This is a genomic window from Cobetia sp. 4B (assembly GCF_018831605.1).
Lineage (GTDB): Bacteria > Pseudomonadota > Gammaproteobacteria > Pseudomonadales > Halomonadaceae > Cobetia > Cobetia amphilecti.
In genome coordinates, this window is sequence record NZ_CP059843.1 from 2,703,034 (window position 1) to 2,720,766 (window position 17,733).

At 58.1% G+C, this 17,733-nt stretch carries 11 protein-coding genes; 5 read left to right on the forward strand and 6 right to left on the reverse strand.

Annotated elements, in window-relative coordinates; all coding sequences use genetic code 11:
- Positions 1 to 62 precede the first annotated feature (62 nt).
- On the reverse strand, positions 63 to 1,217 hold the full coding sequence (locus H2O77_RS11180) for a polysaccharide export protein (RefSeq protein ID WP_240548586.1): 1,155 nt from the start codon (positions 1,215 to 1,217) through the stop codon (positions 63 to 65).
- A 1,698-nt stretch (positions 1,218 to 2,915) separates the two neighbouring features.
- Between H2O77_RS11180 and H2O77_RS11185 the strand changes: the two genes are divergently transcribed.
- The 4 genes from H2O77_RS11185 to H2O77_RS11200 all read left to right on the forward strand — a co-directional run bounded on the left by H2O77_RS11185 (position 2,916) and on the right by H2O77_RS11200 (position 8,208).
- Positions 2,916 to 4,142 (forward strand): hypothetical protein, encoded by a 1,227-nt coding sequence (locus H2O77_RS11185; RefSeq protein ID WP_215823074.1) that lies wholly within the window; start codon positions 2,916 to 2,918, stop codon positions 4,140 to 4,142.
- 10 nt (positions 4,143 to 4,152) lie between these two features.
- Positions 4,153 to 4,872, forward strand: a complete 720-nt coding sequence (locus H2O77_RS11190) for a hypothetical protein (protein ID WP_215823075.1) — start codon at positions 4,153 to 4,155, stop codon at positions 4,870 to 4,872.
- Between the two features lie 109 nt (positions 4,873 to 4,981).
- Positions 4,982 to 5,914, forward strand: coding sequence for a capsule biosynthesis GfcC family protein (locus H2O77_RS11195; protein WP_215823076.1), 933 nt, complete (start codon positions 4,982 to 4,984; stop codon positions 5,912 to 5,914).
- A gap of 65 nt (positions 5,915 to 5,979) precedes the next feature.
- Positions 5,980 to 8,208, forward strand: a complete 2,229-nt coding sequence (locus H2O77_RS11200; protein WP_240548587.1) for a YjbH domain-containing protein — start codon at positions 5,980 to 5,982, stop codon at positions 8,206 to 8,208.
- Between the two features lie 152 nt (positions 8,209 to 8,360).
- On the opposite strand, the gene H2O77_RS11205 is transcribed toward H2O77_RS11200, so the two are convergent.
- Positions 8,361 to 10,091, reverse strand: coding sequence for a thiamine pyrophosphate-dependent enzyme (locus tag H2O77_RS11205; RefSeq protein ID WP_215823077.1), 1,731 nt, complete (start codon positions 10,089 to 10,091; stop codon positions 8,361 to 8,363).
- 193 nt (positions 10,092 to 10,284) lie between these two features.
- On the opposite strand from H2O77_RS11205, the gene H2O77_RS11210 reads away from it, so the two are divergent.
- Positions 10,285 to 11,400 carry a nitronate monooxygenase gene (locus H2O77_RS11210; RefSeq protein WP_240548588.1) on the forward strand — a complete coding sequence of 372 codons (1,116 nt, stop codon included), beginning with the start codon at positions 10,285 to 10,287 and terminating at the stop codon, positions 11,398 to 11,400.
- A gap of 28 nt (positions 11,401 to 11,428) precedes the next feature.
- Here the strand turns inward: H2O77_RS11210 and H2O77_RS11215 are convergent, their stop codons facing one another.
- From H2O77_RS11215 to H2O77_RS11230, 4 genes are all read right to left on the reverse strand, one after another.
- Complete coding sequence (locus H2O77_RS11215) at positions 11,429 to 13,462, reverse strand: HlyD family efflux transporter periplasmic adaptor subunit (RefSeq protein ID WP_215823078.1); 2,034 nt, start codon at positions 13,460 to 13,462, stop codon at positions 11,429 to 11,431.
- A 132-nt stretch (positions 13,463 to 13,594) separates the two neighbouring features.
- Complete coding sequence (locus H2O77_RS11220) at positions 13,595 to 14,935, reverse strand: HlyD family efflux transporter periplasmic adaptor subunit (RefSeq protein WP_215823079.1); 1,341 nt, start codon at positions 14,933 to 14,935, stop codon at positions 13,595 to 13,597.
- A 33-nt stretch (positions 14,936 to 14,968) separates the two neighbouring features.
- Positions 14,969 to 15,838, reverse strand: a complete 870-nt coding sequence (locus H2O77_RS11225; RefSeq protein ID WP_215823080.1) for an efflux RND transporter periplasmic adaptor subunit — start codon at positions 15,836 to 15,838, stop codon at positions 14,969 to 14,971.
- Positions 15,839 to 15,859: 21 nt separating this feature from the next.
- Positions 15,860 to 17,728 carry a TolC family protein gene (locus H2O77_RS11230; protein ID WP_215823081.1) on the reverse strand — a complete coding sequence of 623 codons (1,869 nt, stop codon included), beginning with the start codon at positions 17,726 to 17,728 and terminating at the stop codon, positions 15,860 to 15,862.
- Between the last annotated feature and the right edge of the window lie 5 nt (positions 17,729 to 17,733).

The window sequence follows — 17,733 nt, forward strand, 5'->3', positions numbered from 1 at the left end:
AAGGTGCAAGAAGGCAAAGATAAAGTGTTGCGCGTGCTCAGTTTATAAAAGCAATAAGGTGTCTACCGATCGCTGATATCACTTGAGGTATCGACTATAGATCCAGGCAGCTCGACGCTTGGTAGCAGCAGACTTATAACACGATTCCAACGAGCGACAGGTGCCGTGGTGACATAGACTATATCCCCAGGTTCCAAGATAAATCGCTGACCTAGTGTAAATGCTGCTGCATTTTTGACATCGAGCTGATAGACCGTTGCCAGCTGCTGTTCTGACTCAGACTTGCTGCGAATGACAAAAATCCCGGAAGCTTCAGCACTAGTCTCGTTGATTCCCCCAGAACGTGAAATCGCATTCGTCAGTGTCAACCTCTCGTTCCCCAGAGCCACATTGCCAGGGCGTAGTACCTGCCCCATCACTGCGACTCCTTGGTCCTCTGCGCTAGTAATATGTATTACATCCCCATCTCGTAATAGGTGATTTTCTCGCTGATCACCTTTGCGCATGAGCGCATATAGTGAGATCTGGGTTTCTTGTCCATCACGCGTCAAAATCACACGATGCCAATTGGCACGTGATGTTGCACCGCCAACTCGACTCAAAGCATCGAGCACAGTGAGGGGTTCAGTCGTGATGGGTAACTGTCCCGGGGTGCCGACTTCACCAGAGATATAAACATGCTTGGAACGAAAGGCAGCAACTTTGACGTCCACTTGAGGGTCGGTGAGATAAGTCGAGAGGCGCCGCGTCAGCAGGTCACGAATCTCGTCCAAGGTCAGACCACTGACATTCACGCGCCCAATATAAGGATAAAAAAGAGTCCCATCATTGCGCACTAAGTTCCCAGCCTCCACTGCACCGCGCTCTTCTCCTGCAGGTGATGTCAGCTCCGGGTGGTCGTAAACAATGATATCGAGAACGTCCCCCTTCCCGACGCGATACACATACTCATCTATCGCCTCGCGAAGCTCAGCTGGCATAGGGTGACCACTATGAGAATGCATTGCTCGATAGCTTGCCACCAACCCCGGTGTAATCGGCTGGATATCAACCAACTCATCGATATCTGCCGTTTCTGCCTGATAATCCATATGGCTACCCGGTGCGAAAGCACAACCTGTGGTAGACAACATGGCAATCAACAGCGCGGTGGTCATTGCCAGGCGGGGGCGCGGCGACAGCGCACAGCCCTTGCCAAACATGGTGACCTTGATCATGTAAAACCCCCGAAAACTGCAAGATGGAATGGGCAGCCTCATGCTGCCCTGTAAGAGAAGGCGTCGTGCTCAGTCCGCGACGTAGTCAATCGAAAGTCGTCAACCGAAAATTGGCCCAGCAGCGGAGTCCCGACGTGTCAGTCAGGGTGAAGAGACAGAATGTAGAGAAAGGATGCGCTGAGTGAATCTCGAGGATAGCCAGAAAGCTATCTGATATCGGCCTGCATTGCGCAAGCCCTGTGATGTGTCTCCCCGACCCCATCGACTGTTCGTGATCGCGACTTGGTTTTAGGCACGCTACCGCCCCAAGGTGGTTGACGGCGCATCCCTGAGGCCCTGACATGAAGCTCTTCATGTCTTCAAGCTTGTGTCTTGCCTGGCCACCTGTTTCCCAGGCAGCATCAATCCTTCACTGGCGCAAGATAGCCTTGCTGCGAGTGGCAACCCGGATTCAAAGCAAGGTCAGTCCTCTTGAGGAAAACCCGACACGCTGATCTCGCGAGCAGATATTGAGCACAAAATTCAATTAGCTGATACTTAATAACCAGAAAAGCCATCTCGACATTCAAGACGCAACAAACCCTAGCAGAGCAATCGTCTTGTAGATCGCCAGTGCTATCAGATGAGGACTTGTTTTTTCAAATGCGTACAGAATTCAGGTTTCAAACCAATAAGACTTGTACAATCCTATCGGCTCGCACTGCTTGGATGGTACCAGTCACTACAAATCCAATGGCTGACACGCCATGACAGCCTGTTACCGACAATGCTGAGGAAAAAATCTATCGAGCGTTGGTAGAGACACCAGCACCGCATGCGCAAGATCCTTCCTGCGTGTCGTCAACACGGCATGACGTTCAACCGGTGCCCCATCCTAACCATGTCGCAAAAAAGAAACACAGAATTTCAATAAGGGACTCATGATACTGCATTCTGTGACTTTCGTTCCACCCTTTATTCATATTCCCCTTGCTGCTCGCCGAGCAAGCTACAGCGAAGATACAGGCCAAATTATTGATATTTATATCATTTTTTCAGATCTTAAGCACCAGAGCCTGTATAGCAGCACATCTGATCATGAACAATTGCGTAGCCAAAATGCGACATAAACCATAGCCACAACTGACCAACACACATACTGAAATCAATTGGAAACACTAAGGTTACATAAAGTACCAGTTACTCAGTTATGGGTTGATTAGACAAGCCATCAAAAATTTATCAACCAATATTGAGATGGTATTCCCAATAAAAATACCGAGTTTCACGATCCAGAATTCAAACCCGAACCCTCTATTCTGAGATTGACCGATTTTTGCCCACTGCCATTTCTAGTGATTATTGTCGAGATCCCAAGGGCGTTCTCGTCAAGCATGTCGATGCGATCATCATATTCGAAGGTTGTTTACGGTTAGATGTCAGTCGACCAACAACCTGAACTCTGTTAATTTTCACAACATTCACGTATTGAAACCTGACAGAAGAGACGATAGAACGTTGTGCATGACAAACTCTCAACACCCTCCATTGTTTCACAACAAGAACCAATCGCCCAGCAAGTCATATCATCGCCTGTGCCAACACAGAGAGCGTGAGAATTTCCTACACGGGAAGACAAGGGAACGCACATGAAACGTACTGCTACAACATTGGTCATCGCGGGACTGGCTTTATCCCCTTTGGTTGCCGGGATAGCCCGTGCCGAAAGTGAAGCACCGGCTCAGACAGGTTCGGCACCCTCGAGTACAGGATCTTCCAGCACAGGAAGCAGCAGTACTGGCGGTACGGCAGCAGGCGCTGGCGCCGCTGGTGGCATGGCCGCTGGCACCATTGCAGCTGTCGCCGCTGGCCTGGCGGCGGCGGTCGGTGTCGCTGCTACTGTCGCCTCCGGTGGTGACGGCAGCAGTGGCGGTAGCACTGGTGGTGATGGCAGTACTGATCCGGGTGACGGCGGCGACGGCGGCACTGATCCGGGTGACGGTGGCGACGGCGGCACTGATCCGGGCGATGGTGGCGACGGTGGCACTGATCCGGGCGATGGTGGCGACGGCGGCACTGATCCGGGTGACGGTGGCGACGGCGGCACTGATCCGGGCGATGGTGGCGACGGTGGCACTGATCCGGGCGATGGTGGCGACGGCGGCACTGATCCGGGCGATGGTGGCGACGGCGGCACTGATCCGGGCGATGGTGGCGACGGCGGTACTGATCCGGGCGATGGTGGCGACGGCGGTACTGATCCGGGGAACGGTGGCGACGGCGGCACTGATCCGGGTGACGGTGGCGACGGCGGCACTGATCCGGGTGACGGTGGCGACGGCGGCACTGATCCGGGTGACGGCGGCGACGGTGGCACTGATCCGGGCGATGGTGGCGACGGCGGTACTGATCCGGGTGATGGTGGCGACGGCGGCACTGATCCGGGTGACGGTGGCGACGGCGGCACTGATCCGGGTGACGGCGGCGACGGTGGCACTGATCCGGGTGATGGTGGCGATGGTGGCACTGATCCGGGTGATGGTGGCGATGGTGGCGATGGTGGCACAGATCCAGATGACGGCGACGGCACGACTGGTACCACCGGCACGACTGGGACCACCGGCACGACTGGGACCACAGGCTCTACCGGTACCACCGACCCTGATGACGGCAGTGATCCAGATGAAGGCGGCGAGCCGGGTGATGGCGACGGTACAACGGGCACCACCGGTACCACTGGCACAACGGGTACGACCGGGACCACTGGCACAACGGGTACGACCGGGACCACCGGCACTACAGGGTCTACCGGTACGACAGGCACCACCGGCACCACAGGTACCCTCTGATCACCATGAAGCCGACATCCATCACGATGGGTGGCCGCCTGGCGGCCCCTTTGCTTGTGTCCGGCGCATTGATGCTTGGGGGCTGCTCCGCACTTGAGCAGGGGCAGTTGGGGCAGACGGCCAGCGCAATACTCGGCAGCGATCAATTCGATGCCGAGCGTGCGCGCGCCCTGCCCTATGCCACGCTGCGCTTCAGCTATGACGGCAACACCGGGATGGTGGTGCTGGCGTCTCTGGAGACAGCGCCCCGCAAAGACATGGACGCAACGGACGCGATCTATCAGCAAGAACACACAGGGCTGACACCTCTGGCAGCCCTGCCCTCTTCCGCCACGCCTGTTGAATCGACGGCAAGACAGCCTTCGAGCACGACAGAGATGGCACGTTTCGAAACCGCGGATCATGCCTTCGTGCGTCTGGAAAACGGCTGGCTTAGCGGTACCGCCGGCTTCGTGACCGACCTGCTGGACATGCGACGCGATGTATCACTGACCACGCTGATGTCTGCGCTGGACAGGAGCGAATCCACGCCCAGCTACGTGATTCACTCTCGCTGGCAGCGCGCCAACGGGATAGAGGGCTATGCGCAGGGCCAGGCAAGCTGGCAATGCGCGGCCCCCTCCGTGCAGGCCTTGCCGCTGGGCGATCAGACAGTGGCCCAGTGTGAGGAAAACATCCTCTGGCAAGATGGCTCGCGTAGCGTCAATCGTTATGCGATTGCCCCCGCGACTGATGCCAATGCGGCACCAAGAATCTGGGCGGCAGATGTTCAACCCTGGCCGGGTTCTCATTATTGGAGCTGGGAGGTCGCGCGTGGCTGGTGGTAAGTGCCAAGAAATTTTCTTTCAGCGCCATGATCATGCCGCCCCGGCTGCACGAGTCGGCAGTGTGTCTTCTGTCCATCTAGGTGTCGTGTCTCTTGCCCGTCGAGGTGTCGTGAAAAGCTATCTGCATGAACGTCTGAAGATCGCCCTTGGCGTAGCGATGCTCGCATCTGCTTGGGGTGCACTCCTGCTGCCTGGCACAGCGCTGGCCAGCGAGACTCCGGCATCATCGTCAGCCCCGCCCCAAGACCAGGAGGCCAGCGCCCAGACTCTGCCCATCAGTGAGGCGCTATCGCGCCAGCTCGGCGTGCTGACAAATGCCAATGGTATCGAGTGGCCGCATGCGTTCGTGGCCACCCAGCAGACACGCGACAGGACACGTGAGCTGGGGCGCCGCCTGTACTTCGAGCTGCGTCAACTGAGCTCGCAGGCCGTCTTTGATGATCGGCTGTCGGCTGAAGGCCTCAAGCACTGGATGCGCATCATCGGCCGCACGCCGATCGAGGGGCGTCAGGTCGGGCGGATCGATCCCATCGCCCTGTGGCGTTTTCCGCGCCTGGACATCACGCTCACGACGGGTGACTGGATAGGCCAATGTCAGGCCGAGACGCGCATTCAGCTCTGGAGTGCCGTTGGCGTGCGTCAGCTGGACTGGCGCCCCGGCCTGACGCTGCACGACGCCATCGCTGGCTTGCCGGGCGCGCAGGCGGACTCGGAACACGCCAGTGTCATCACGCTGGGCGGCAGAATCATCGTCCGCGGCATCAGCGCCTGGAATGACCAGCCCTATACGCTGGCGCCGGGAGACCGTGTCGTGGTCAACATGCCGCGTATCTCGGCGGCCGCCGCTTGGGTCAATCGCAGCCTGCCCGAGTGGTTGAGTCTGCAATGGCCGGGCAAGGAGTGCCGCAGCGTGGATGCCATCACGGGAGAGCCGCAGCAGCGCGACTATCTACAGGTAGCGCGGCAATACGCTGACAGTGATGACAGTGATCACCGCGATGACAAGGACAGTGGCTCGCTCCCTCAGGGCGACACTCCATGAGCGACGTGACAATGACACAGCAGGACGCCTCGTGCTCAGGCAGGCAAAGGATGGCAGCAGACAGCATGGATCTTTCGCACTTCACTTCCATGGCGCCGGTGCGTGCCCGGCTCACTCCCTTGACGCGCGCCATACGGCAGCTGGCCATGCTCAGTGCGGGCGTGCTGCTGGCCCCGATGAGCTATGCCGGCCTGCTGGATGGCCCGCAGCCGATCGAGACACGTCTCAGTGGCTTGGGGCATGGGCAATCGGACTTCGGTGGCGTCGGCCTGATGCAGACCCCGACCGCGCGCATGCAGAAACCGGGCAGCATTCACTTCTCCTATAGCCAGGTCGAACCGTATCGACGCTATAACGTCAGCCTGCAGCCGCTCGATTGGCTGGAGGTCGGCTTCCGCTACACGGAAGTCACCAACCGCCTATATGGCGAAGCCATCGCCGGTGACCGTGACTACCTGGATAAGGGTGTCGACGCCAAGTTCCGTCTGTGGGAAGAGAGTCGCTATCTGCCCGAAGTCGCAGTCGGCCTGCGCGACATGGGCGGTACCAGCCTGTTCGGCAGTGAGTATCTGGTCGCCAGCAAGCGCTGGTATGACCTCGACTTCACGCTGGGGCTTGGCTGGGGCTATCTCGGTTCACGCGGTGATATCAGCAACCCGCTCGGCTGGGTGCGTGACAGCTACAACGACCGCCCCGGGCGTGGCGAGACCGGCGGTGATCAGGGCGGTGAGTTCTCCCTCAACAGCCTGTTCAAGGGTGATGTCGGTATCTTCGGCGGCGTGGAATGGCAGACACCGTGGGACCCGCTGGTGCTGATGGCAGAGCTGGATGGCAATGACTATCAGAGCGAGCCGCAGGACAACGATCAAGAGCAGGACAGCCCGATCAACCTGGGTGCCCGCCTGAGCGTGACCGACAACCTGACCGTCAAGGCCGGCTGGGAGCGTGGCAATACCGCGATGTTCGGCGTCAACTTCGGGGTGGATCTCGCCGGGCTCTCGCAGGCCAAACTGGATAGCCCGCCGGAGCGCCTGAATGCCGAGGCCCCCACGCGCAACCAGGTCAGCTGGCCTGAGCTCTCCCGCGAGATTCAGGCGCAATCGGGCATTCGCGTCGATAGCCTCTCACGTGAGGGAACGGCTCTGATCGTCAGTGGCGAGAGCACGCGTTTCCGCTCCACCGCTCAGGCCGAAGGGCGTGCCAACCGCGTGCTGCACAACCGGATGGATGACTATTTCGAGAGCTTCCATTACCGCCTGCGTTCTGGCGGCCTGGACACGCGCGAAGATGTCCACTCGCGCGCCGATGTCGTCAGCGCCGGACACGATGCGCGCCAGCAGCTGCGCTATACCCACAGCGTCTATGCATTGGCGGCTACCGAGCCGACCGATGGAGATGACGAAGGTGCGGCCCGCTACAGCGGTGAAAAGGTACTGCTCGAGAATCCCAATGATCGCTGGAGTGCCGGCTTCTCGCCTGGCCTCAACCAGAACATCGGCGGTCCGGATGGCTATCTGTATCAGGCCTATCTGCGCGGCTCCGCTGCCTGGCGTACCGATCGTCACGGCTGGCTCTCCGGTTCGGCACAGCTGACCCTGTTCGACAACTTCGACAAGTTCGATTACATCTCGGACTCCAAGCTGCCCAGGGTGCGCTCCTATATCGGTCGCTATATCGAAGAGACCGACGTCGGCATCGACAACCTGCAGTACACCCGCACTCACCAGTTCGGGCGCGATTGGTACGGCATGGCCTACGGCGGCATTCTGGAGATGATGTATGCCGGTGTGGGCGCGGAGGTGCTCTACCGCCCGCTCGGCTCACCACTGGCCTACGGGGTCGATGTGAACTGGGTCAAGCAGCGCGAGTTCGATCAACAGTTCGGCCTGCGCGATTACTCGACCACCACTGGCCATGCCAGCATCTACTGGGATACCGGCTATGAAGACGTACTGGCCAAGGCCAGCTTCGGCCGCTACCTGGCAGAAGATGTCGGCATGACGCTGGATGTCTCACGCGGCTTCGCCAATGGCGCACGCATGGGCGCCTGGGCCACCTTCACCGATGCCGGCGACGACTTCGGCGAGGGTAGCTTCGACAAGGGCCTCTACATCGTGCTGCCGCTGGATGCGTTCTTCATGCACTCCAGCCGCGACACTGTCGGCCTGGCCTGGAACCCGCTGACCCGAGATGGTGGCGCACGCCTCAATCGCAAGTTCAGCCTGTATGACATGACCAGCTATCGCGACATGGATGACTACTGGCGCGGCTTCGCTTCCCAGGTCTGGAAGTGAACAACGCCATGAGCTGAGCTACGTAATGAGCTGACCTAAGTCAAAGGTCGATAGCCGCACCCACAAGAAGGCCCCGATCCACAGGGTCGGGGCCTTCTTTCGCATCAGCTTCGCACAGACAACTGAGCCGCTTACCGGCTCACGTCATTTGTTCAGCGTTTGGTGAAGTTGTTGCGCACCAGGTCAACCACGTCATCCAGGCGGCCATTGAGCACCGCCTTGGCGGAGTAGAGCGCGGTGGAGGCGACCTGCCCGGCCTCCACATGCGGCGGCATCACCAGCTCCATGCGGTTGACCTTGACCTCGAGCACCCCGGGGCCATCCTGGGCCAGCAGGCTCTGCACCGCCTCATCCAGCTCGTGCTTCTCTTCGACGCGACGCCCCCACAGCCCCATGGACTGTGCCAGCAGCGAGAAGTCGGGATTCTCGAGCTCGGTGTAGGTATCCAGGATGCCCTCGACCTTCTGCTCGAGCTCGACGAAGCCCAACGTGCTGTTGTTGAAGATGACGATCTTGAGCGGGATCTTCTCCTGCTTGAGAGTCAGCAAGTCACCCATCAGCATCGCAAGACCACCATCGCCACACATGGCGATCACCTGACGCTGCGGGTAGGCCTTCTGGATGCCGATGGCCTGAGGATAGGCGTTTGCCATGGTGCCATGCATCAAACTCGGCAGCGTGCGGCGCTTGCCGTTGGCCCGAATGTGGCGCAGGCACCACACCATCGGGCTGCCGCCATCGGCGGTGAAGACGGCGTCTTCGCTGGCGTGGCGATCCAGCGCCAGTGTCAGCTCCTGCGGGTGGATGAGACGCTCGTCATCGGAGGTGACGGCGGCATCGTCACGCGCCTCGAGATACTTCTTGCGGCAGCTGTCGAGCCAGGCGCTGTCGTCACGCGGGTCGACGCGGGTCAGCAGCGCCGCGCAGGTGTCCTTGACGCTACCGACGACCCCGAGATCCACCGGATGGCGAATACCGATCTTGCCGGGGTCCAGATCGACCTGAATCACCGTCGCCTTGTCCGGATAGAACTGGGTCCAGGCGAAGCTGCAACCGAGCAGCAGCAAGGTGTCACACTCTGCGACGGCCTCGTAGCCGCCCTGCAGTCCGAACACGCCGGTCATGCCGACTTCGAGCTCATTGTTGGGCTCGATGAAGTCCTTGGCGCGCGACGTCCAGGCTATTGGCGCCTTGAGTCGCCGTGCCAGCGCCAGCACTTCCTCCTGCGCGTGCTGACAGCCGATACCGGCATAGATCGAGACCTTGCCCGGCGCATTCAGTGCCTCGGCGACGGCGGCCAGCTCCTGCTCGCCGGGGCGAATCACCGGCGCGAAGCGATGGGCACGCCACGGCAGCGAGCCCTTGGGCTTCTGGGTGAAGAGATCCCCCGGGACTATCAGCACCGCGACCCCGCCTTCCGCCAGCGCCTTCTGCGCCGCGATGGCCACCATGCGGCGGGCATTCTCGGGATTGGTCAGGTACTCGCAGAACACGCTGTACTGGGAATAGAGCGCCTTCTGATCCACATCCTGCGGGAAGCCGACGCCCATCTCGGCGGTATCGATCTGCGAGGCGATGAACACCACCGGTGCGCCATTGCGATGTGATTCGATCAGACCATTCAGAAAGTGCGTGCTGCCCGGCCCGCAGGTGCCGGCACAACAGGAAAGCTCGCCACTGATGAAGGACTCGCCCCCTGCCGCGAAACCGGCCACCTCCTCGTGCCGCACATGCACCCACTCCATCTCGGAGCGCCGAATGGCGTCGGTGAAGTGGTTGATGGTGTCACCCACGATGCCGTAGCAACGCTTGGCGCCGGCCTCAAGCAGTGAGTCGACGATGATCTCGGAGACGGACGCTGACGAAGATGTGGTTAGTGCCATGGATGTGCTTTCCTTTTCCGGTGAACTTTCGGGTCAGGATGAGCAATGCATTCACTCATTCGAATAAACAGTGAACAAGACCTTGGGTCCAAGCCGCGGAAAACAATGGCGAACCCCGAAACTCACGCTGGCACACGGCGTTGCGTCAAGCGTACGATGAGGCCATACATTCTGGAGGCTTGAGGAGAACACCATGCAGCAAGCAGCGGGAAGCAGTGGCTCAATCAGCCTCAATCCCGACAGCAAACGCACGTCCATGAGCGAACTGCTGGGTGTCGAGCTGCCGATCATCCAAGCCCCGATGGCCGGGGTCTCGACTCCACAGTTGGCGGCCGCTGTCTGCAATGCCGGTGGACTGGGCTCGCTGGGAGCAGGAGCCACAAATGCAGCAGGCGCACGCCGCATGATCCACGAGTTGCAGTCACTGACCGACAAGCCCTTCAACATCAATGTATTCGTGCATCAGGCACCCATTCATGACACAGAACATCAAACGGAATGGCTCAAATGGCTGGCCCCTCACTTCCAGGCCTTCGACACAGAGCCTCCTACCCAGCTCGATGCGCTCTATACCAGCTTTACCGATGATCCTGACATGTTGGCGATGTTGCTCGAGACCCGTCCGCCGATTGTCAGTTTCCACTTCGGACTCCCCTCTTCGCAGGCCATTGCTGCCTTGAAGACAGCGGGCATCTCGCTTTTCGCGACGGCGACCAGCCTTGAGGAAGCCATCGCCATTGAACGAGCTGGTCTGGACGCCATCGTGGCGCAAGGGTTTGAAGCCGGGGGACATCGCGGCATGTTCGATCCGCAAGCCGCGGATACCCAGCTGAGCACTGCCGCCCTGACCAGGCAGCTGGTAGACGCCACGCACCTGCCGATCATTGCCGCAGGAGGCATCATGAACGGTGAGGCTATTGCCGCCGCTCTCGCGAATGGCGCCGTGGCAGCCCAACTCGGAACCGCCTTCATCGCCTGCCCGGAATCCAGCGCCGATGCCGCCTATCGAGACGCACTCACCGGACCGGCAGCGCATGACACTCGCATGACCTCGATCGTCTCGGGCCGCCCCGCGCGCATTCTCGCCAATCGATTCGTCAGCCTGATGGAAGACCCATCATGCCCCACACCACCGGACTACCCTCTCACCTACGCCGCCGGCAAGGCGCTCAACGCTGCAGCCAGATCAAAAGGGGAAACCGGTTTTGGGGCGCAATGGGCGGGAAAAGGGGCCCCGCTGGTCAGGGCGATTCCAGCGGAAGAGTTGATGAAAGTACTGATTCGAGAATGGGAAGCCACTCAGGCGTGAGTAAAGCCGCGAGAGTGCCATAGCAGCCTCAGAAACCACTCTCTCGTATCATCACACTTGCCGCGTGGCGGAAGATGACTCCGGCCAGGCTCTCAGCGGGACCTTCGATAGACACCTCGCCATAGACCTGCCAAGCATCCAGAGAGGCTGCCTTATCCGGCACCAAGGTGACGCGATAGATACCATCTTCAAGGCGCAAGCCATCTGATTCATCGCGACGACGATTCTCTACTGGTAGCGGCCCTCCATAACGACTGGCCAAACCGGGGTAGGCTAAGCGCTCTGCCCCAATATTATCGATATCGCGTACCGTCAGTAATACGCTTGAGTGGTTGCCATCGTCAGGAATAAAGCGCGCATGGCTACCCACCTTCACTCGCTCCAGATCCTGCTCTTGCACGAAGGCATTGACTCGCACGCTACGTTGACTGACTAGGTCTGCCAATTTCTGACGTGAATCAAGCCATTGCCCTACATGCAATGCCTCTGGCATATCCACACGCCCCGCTATAGGGGCACGCACTAGCAGCGAGCTCGCTCGCGATTCAAGGCCACTGATCTCAGCTTGAAGCTCTGCCTGTCGATTACGCAGCACCCCCTGCTGTGCTAGATCTTCAGCAGAACCTGCCCGGCGGGCTAGGCGTGCTTCAAGCGCCTGAAGCTGCCGCTCGGCCTGGATCAAACCTATCGCGATTTCCGGTTGTTCAAATTCATATAACACTTGGCCTGCCTCGACATGGGCATCCTGAACCACACGTTGCTGCTTGAGCCTCGCAGGCTCTGGTGGATAAAGCGCGAGATGAGCATCCGCCTCCAACACGCCAGGAAGCGTGACGTGCCCCCGCCACGGAATGAATAGCAGACCAAGTATCAAGCAGCCTGCCGAGCATGTGAGGGCAGTGCGAATATTCCAGGGGATACGGCGTCTGCTCACTTCACTTACCTCACTCATGATGGGACGCAGGATGAACCAGTAAATCTCGACCACAAACAGCAGGATACCCAGCACCTTGAAAGCAAAGTGATAAACCAGCAACGCGATGCCGAGAAAGAGGAAGAATCGATAGATCCATGTGCCGATTGAATAAAGCACCAACCACTGTCGACGATGTCGTGTGAAGGCCTCTGGCGGCGCTTCGCGGAAACCAAACAGCATCTCACGCAGCCACCAGCGCGTGACGGCAAAGGCACGTGGCTGAAGATTGCGAATGCCCCAGAGATCGCTCAAGGCATGATAGCCATCAAAACGCATGAAGGGACTAAGATTTACCAGCAGTGATGTCATCCAGCTGGTAGTTGCAAGAAAAAAGGCCGCTTGCCGCAAGGGACCTTCCGGCAATAATCCCCAACAGACAGTAGCCAACACAGCGATAGACAGCTCTGTCATGACCCCGGCCATGGCGACTCTCAAGCGGTCACGATCATTCTCCAGCCGCCAAGTGTCCGTCGCATCGGTATAGAGCATGGGAAACATGACAAGAAACGCCACCCCCATGGTAGGGACTCGACATCCATAGTGCTTGGCGACCAATGCATGCCCCAACTCATGCGCAGACTTCACGACCATCAGCGCTAGTGCATACCAGAACACTCCTTCCCAAGATAGAAAGCGCAATAGAGTGCCAACGAAATCAGGCCACTGGCGAACGACAAAGTAGCCCCCAAGCAATGCTAGAAATAGCAGCAGTATTTGGGCGGGCAGGCTGACAAGTCGACGGGCCGTAGGCAATAAACTATCTAGGTGACGATCAGGCCGCACAAGCGGAATACGAAAGAACAAATAATGATGCAAGAGCCAATTGACGCCGCTAGTCTTACGGCTGGAATCAGCATCACTTAGTCGTTGCTGATCCTGCTGTGATGTGGCCACAACCAAATGATTGGCTTGCAGAAAACGTACCAAGCCTTCGATATCATCTAATTCTACATCGGCGCCTTCAGCACGGGCACGTGACACCAAGTCGCCTTGTGTCGAGCAATGTCGCCATAAGCGGATAAGCCGCAACCCGCTCAAGTGCAGATGGAAATACAAGCCACGCAGGGGATCGAACAGCGTCCACATCGGCGCTCCGTCAGTATCTGGCGCACTTCGGCTCAGGCGCAGATCTGCTCGAAGTTCCGGTAACGGCTTCGTCTCTTCCTGTGTTGTTTGATCCAAGCCGGTACCTAGCGGCACCCCACCGGTATGCATGGCCTAGACCCCCAGTGCCTGACGCAGCCCCGCCAAGGGGCGGCGGAAAAGGTAATAGGCCAGTGATACGCGATCACCACTGACGCGCGCAGTACCCCTTAACCCAATACGCAAGAAGTCGGGTGACTCATTGAGTGTCGCCGAGACATGATAGACAAGCTGGTCGCGGCCGTTGACCACCGGCTTATAACTGACCCTCTCGACCTCGCCTTCTATCGGCGACAATGGACGGGAATCGAGAAACAGCGTTACGGGAGCTCCTTGGGACAACACCAGAGCATCTTCCACTGGTAGCTCGATACTCACCTTGCGCTCGGCCGGATTTGCCAGCTGCATGATGCGCTCTCCTGTCCGTACCGGACGCCCAGCCCAATCATTGGGGTCATCGAAAATTGCTAGCCCGGCACTCTCCGCCTTGAGCACCACCTGATCCAATTGGGTCTCGGCGTAGCTGCGCTGAACTTCGCGCAGATCCCTTTCGGCACTCAGCGCCACCATGCTGGCGCGTGACTTTGCATCGCCAAAAGCTTCCTGCCGCGCCTGTTCAAAGCGCGCCTGCGCCACATTGAGAGCCTGATCCGCCACCTTGAACCTGGCTTTAGCTTCAATATCCTGCAACTTGACCAACGGTTGCCCTGGTACTACCTGCGCATTTGGCTCAACCAACACACGATCTACCACTCCGTCCATCGGGGCTGATACCACGCGCGGCGCTTTGGCGACCAACTCGGCAGGTGCCAGTGCAGAGAGGCGTACTGGTAAACACAGGATCAACAGAAGAAGGACAAGCGCCCCCCACCACAAACGTGACGAACTCAACCAATTGCGCAACTGACGCCGCTTGCGAGTTTCGAGGAAGGCATGCAAAGCATGACCCAAGACTTCTCCCAGATGCGCTGCGAGATTCATCGGCGCAGCCTGCCAACGAGCTTCACGTGCTAGTAACAACCATGCTCTAGTACCCTCTCGCATTTCCAAAGGTACCAGTAGTACCTCACCCGGGCAGACTTCTCGCCAGGTATCAAGCGTCCAATCATCCATCCCCTGAGGCTTGAGGACGCATGGCTCGATACTATCTGGCAAGTAGCGGCACATGACATGTTCGACCCATTGGACATAGAGACTGTTGCGGTCTACCGATGGCACATTGGCCAGTGCAGTGACGCGCCATCCATTGGGCCCTGCCCTCTCCACCATGGCAGCCTGCTGGTAATCGACGACCTGTCGGGACTCATTGACCGCGACATAGCGCAGTGCCTTGAGCGTCTCAGCTCGGCGTATCCGATGCTCGACATCAAATAGAGCCGACAGACGCGGGGTATCGAACTGGTTCGGCTCACTCACGTCTTTCTCACTCCGGCTGACCAATGCATAACCTTACTGCTCCTGAGCAACATCGATGGGCGGAGTGAAAACAGCGGAGGCTGTCATGCCCGGGCGCAGCGAAGGCGTGACCTCAATATCGACCCAGATGGGAATGGTATGGCTGACCGGATCCACACTCGCTCCAATTCTCGTCACCTTGGCAGGGACGTTCTCGCGGGTTTCCTCGATGGTCAACTGCGCCTGACGCCCCGGCTTGAGCCAGGAAAGCCAGTCTGCAGGCACGATCACACGTGCTTCTAGTGTCTGACCAACGATCGCCAATAACTCAGCCTGGGCCTGAACACTTTGCCCTACATTTGCTTTACGCTCGACAACACGCCCAGCGTAAGGTGCCTTGATGGCACAGCGATTCACGTTAGTACGCGCAATTTGATATTCCGCAGCATTTTCATTGACAGACAAGCGGGATAGATCCACCTCCAGCTGACCTACAGAGCGCAATTCCAGAAGCCGCTGATTATTTTCCAACTTGCGGCGAGCGCTGGCCAATCTGGCCCCCACTCGGTCACGCTCGGCTACATACTGACCACAATCCATCTTTACCAGCGTCTGCCCTTTCGTGAAGGCATCTCCCTCACGAAAAGTCATAGACTCAATACGCCCGCTCACTTCACTGCTGATAGTGGCCCTGTCAGTAGCCTCGATAACTGCGCGCTGAGGCTCCAATGTTGCTTGAGCTTCGTTCATGGCCTCGGATGCCTGCACCTTCGACATCAATAAAGTGGCACAGGACAGCATCACGAGACAGCGCAAATTCTGTGGGTAACGATGTCGTACATCGCGGATGTTCATAGGTGAAGTCACCTTTTCTGGCAGGCGAAACAAAAGGAGCGCCGCCCACGAGAGACGGCGCTCACTCAACGAGGTACTCGCTTCTGAAATCTAGATTTCTGTCAGGCCATCCCCCGGTGCGAGAATGAAGCGATCCAGCGCATAGACGCCCTTGTCATTCTCGGCCTTGACCATAATGGTCACGGGCGTCGCAGGCGCTCCCGGTACAGCCGTGAGGGTACGCGTAGCCTCAGAGAATGTCAGCCATTGCGGAAGACCCTCCCCTGCTGGGGTAGAGAAGCTATAGTGCAAAGGCCCCGCCACCGCGAAGGTATCGGCGTCAAAGCTGAAGGACGGTGCCTCTCCATTATCGCCTTGAGTCAATACCGGAGACTGCTCAGCAATGGGCTTCACCACAACACCTATCTGGCCATCATCCCAATCTTGGCGACGCTGTACTAATGCACTAGCAAGCTGTGCCGGCTCAGATTTGTCTTCCAGTTTAGGGTAAGGGTCAAGACCGATACTCTGGTAGACACGCGCATAAGCATTCTGAATCTGTGCATATGCAAGATCACGACGCAGCTCTGCGATCAAGGAGTTGAGCTGTTCTTTGATGGCTGTCAGCTCGCCAATACTGCCTGAACGTGACTGCTGAGTGACCAGGTCCGAGATGTTGCGCGATACCTGCAGGTAATTCTGGGCTGTTCCGAGGTCACGATTGGCCGCCATGTACTTAAGCTGCGCCAGATGGACCTGAGTCAAGACAGCGAGGGATGCGGCCAAACGTTCCTGACGAGTGATCTCTACGCTTGTTTCAGCTGCCTCCTTGTTGGCACTGGCTTGAAAGACATTGAGCAGGTCATAACTTACTGCAGCACCAGCACTTGTCCAGTCCTGGAACAGAAGATATTGGTTGTCATCATAGGAATAACTCGCCGAGAAACTCAGGTCCGGGAACATCTTGAGTAAAGATGCACGCACTTCATCGCGAGCGATACGCTCACGATAATGTGTTGTCAATACTTCCGGGCGCATCAGCAGCGCCGTCTGCTCCATGGTCGCCACGTCCAATTTGGCCTTGGGCGCTTTGAGCTGCGCCGTATCATATTGTGGAAGCTCGATCGGCGTAGTCGGCGGTAGCCCCATCAGACTAGCCAATTTTTCGCGCGCCCCAATCAGCTCATTACGCAAGCTATCCAAGCTGCGCTTCACATCCAGCAAGCTGCGCTCGTAGGAATAGCTATCGAGCGGATTGGAGAGGCGCTGACGAGAAATCGTGCGACTTCGCTCCAACGACTCGTTGACTCGTACCATGAGCGGTTCGACCTTGCTCAACAGACGATCAGCGGAGACGGACTTCCAATAGGCGGTACGCACTTCCTGTGCAAGGTTCTGCACCGCCTTACGCTCTTCCTCGACAGATATCAGGTATTGGTCGGCACTCTGATTGGCTCGCACGTAGGACAGGCCAAAGTCCAGAATGCTCCAAGTGAAATCGACACCATAGGTCTTGCGATTGCGCTCTTGTGACACGCTATAACTGTTGTCGTTGGCGGGCTCCCCTGGCTCACCATCCACGAACGGTACACTCTGCGTAGCTTCATACTCGCTGCGCGTCGTGTAGCCCGCACGGGCTGTGAGTGACGGCAACATGTCATAGTTCGCAGCATCCAGCTGCAGACTCCGCAGCGCCCTCTGCATCGTCTTCACATGGCGATCACGGTTATAGAGAAGCGCACGCGCCACCGCCATTTCTGGCGTCAGCAGCCCAGTCATCTTGTTTTGTGAAGCATTGAGCTCCTTTACGTCCTCCGCTGCTTTTGGCTGTATTTCTGCCATCGTCAGTGGGCTAGGGTTTACAGCACAACCACTGAGGAGCAGCAGTGCTGCCAAAGGTGATACCGCGAGTAGCTTTTGACTCATGAGTCCCTTTCCTGAAGTCAGATCGTTGGAATTCTGTTCATTGTTCACATTCATTCTCG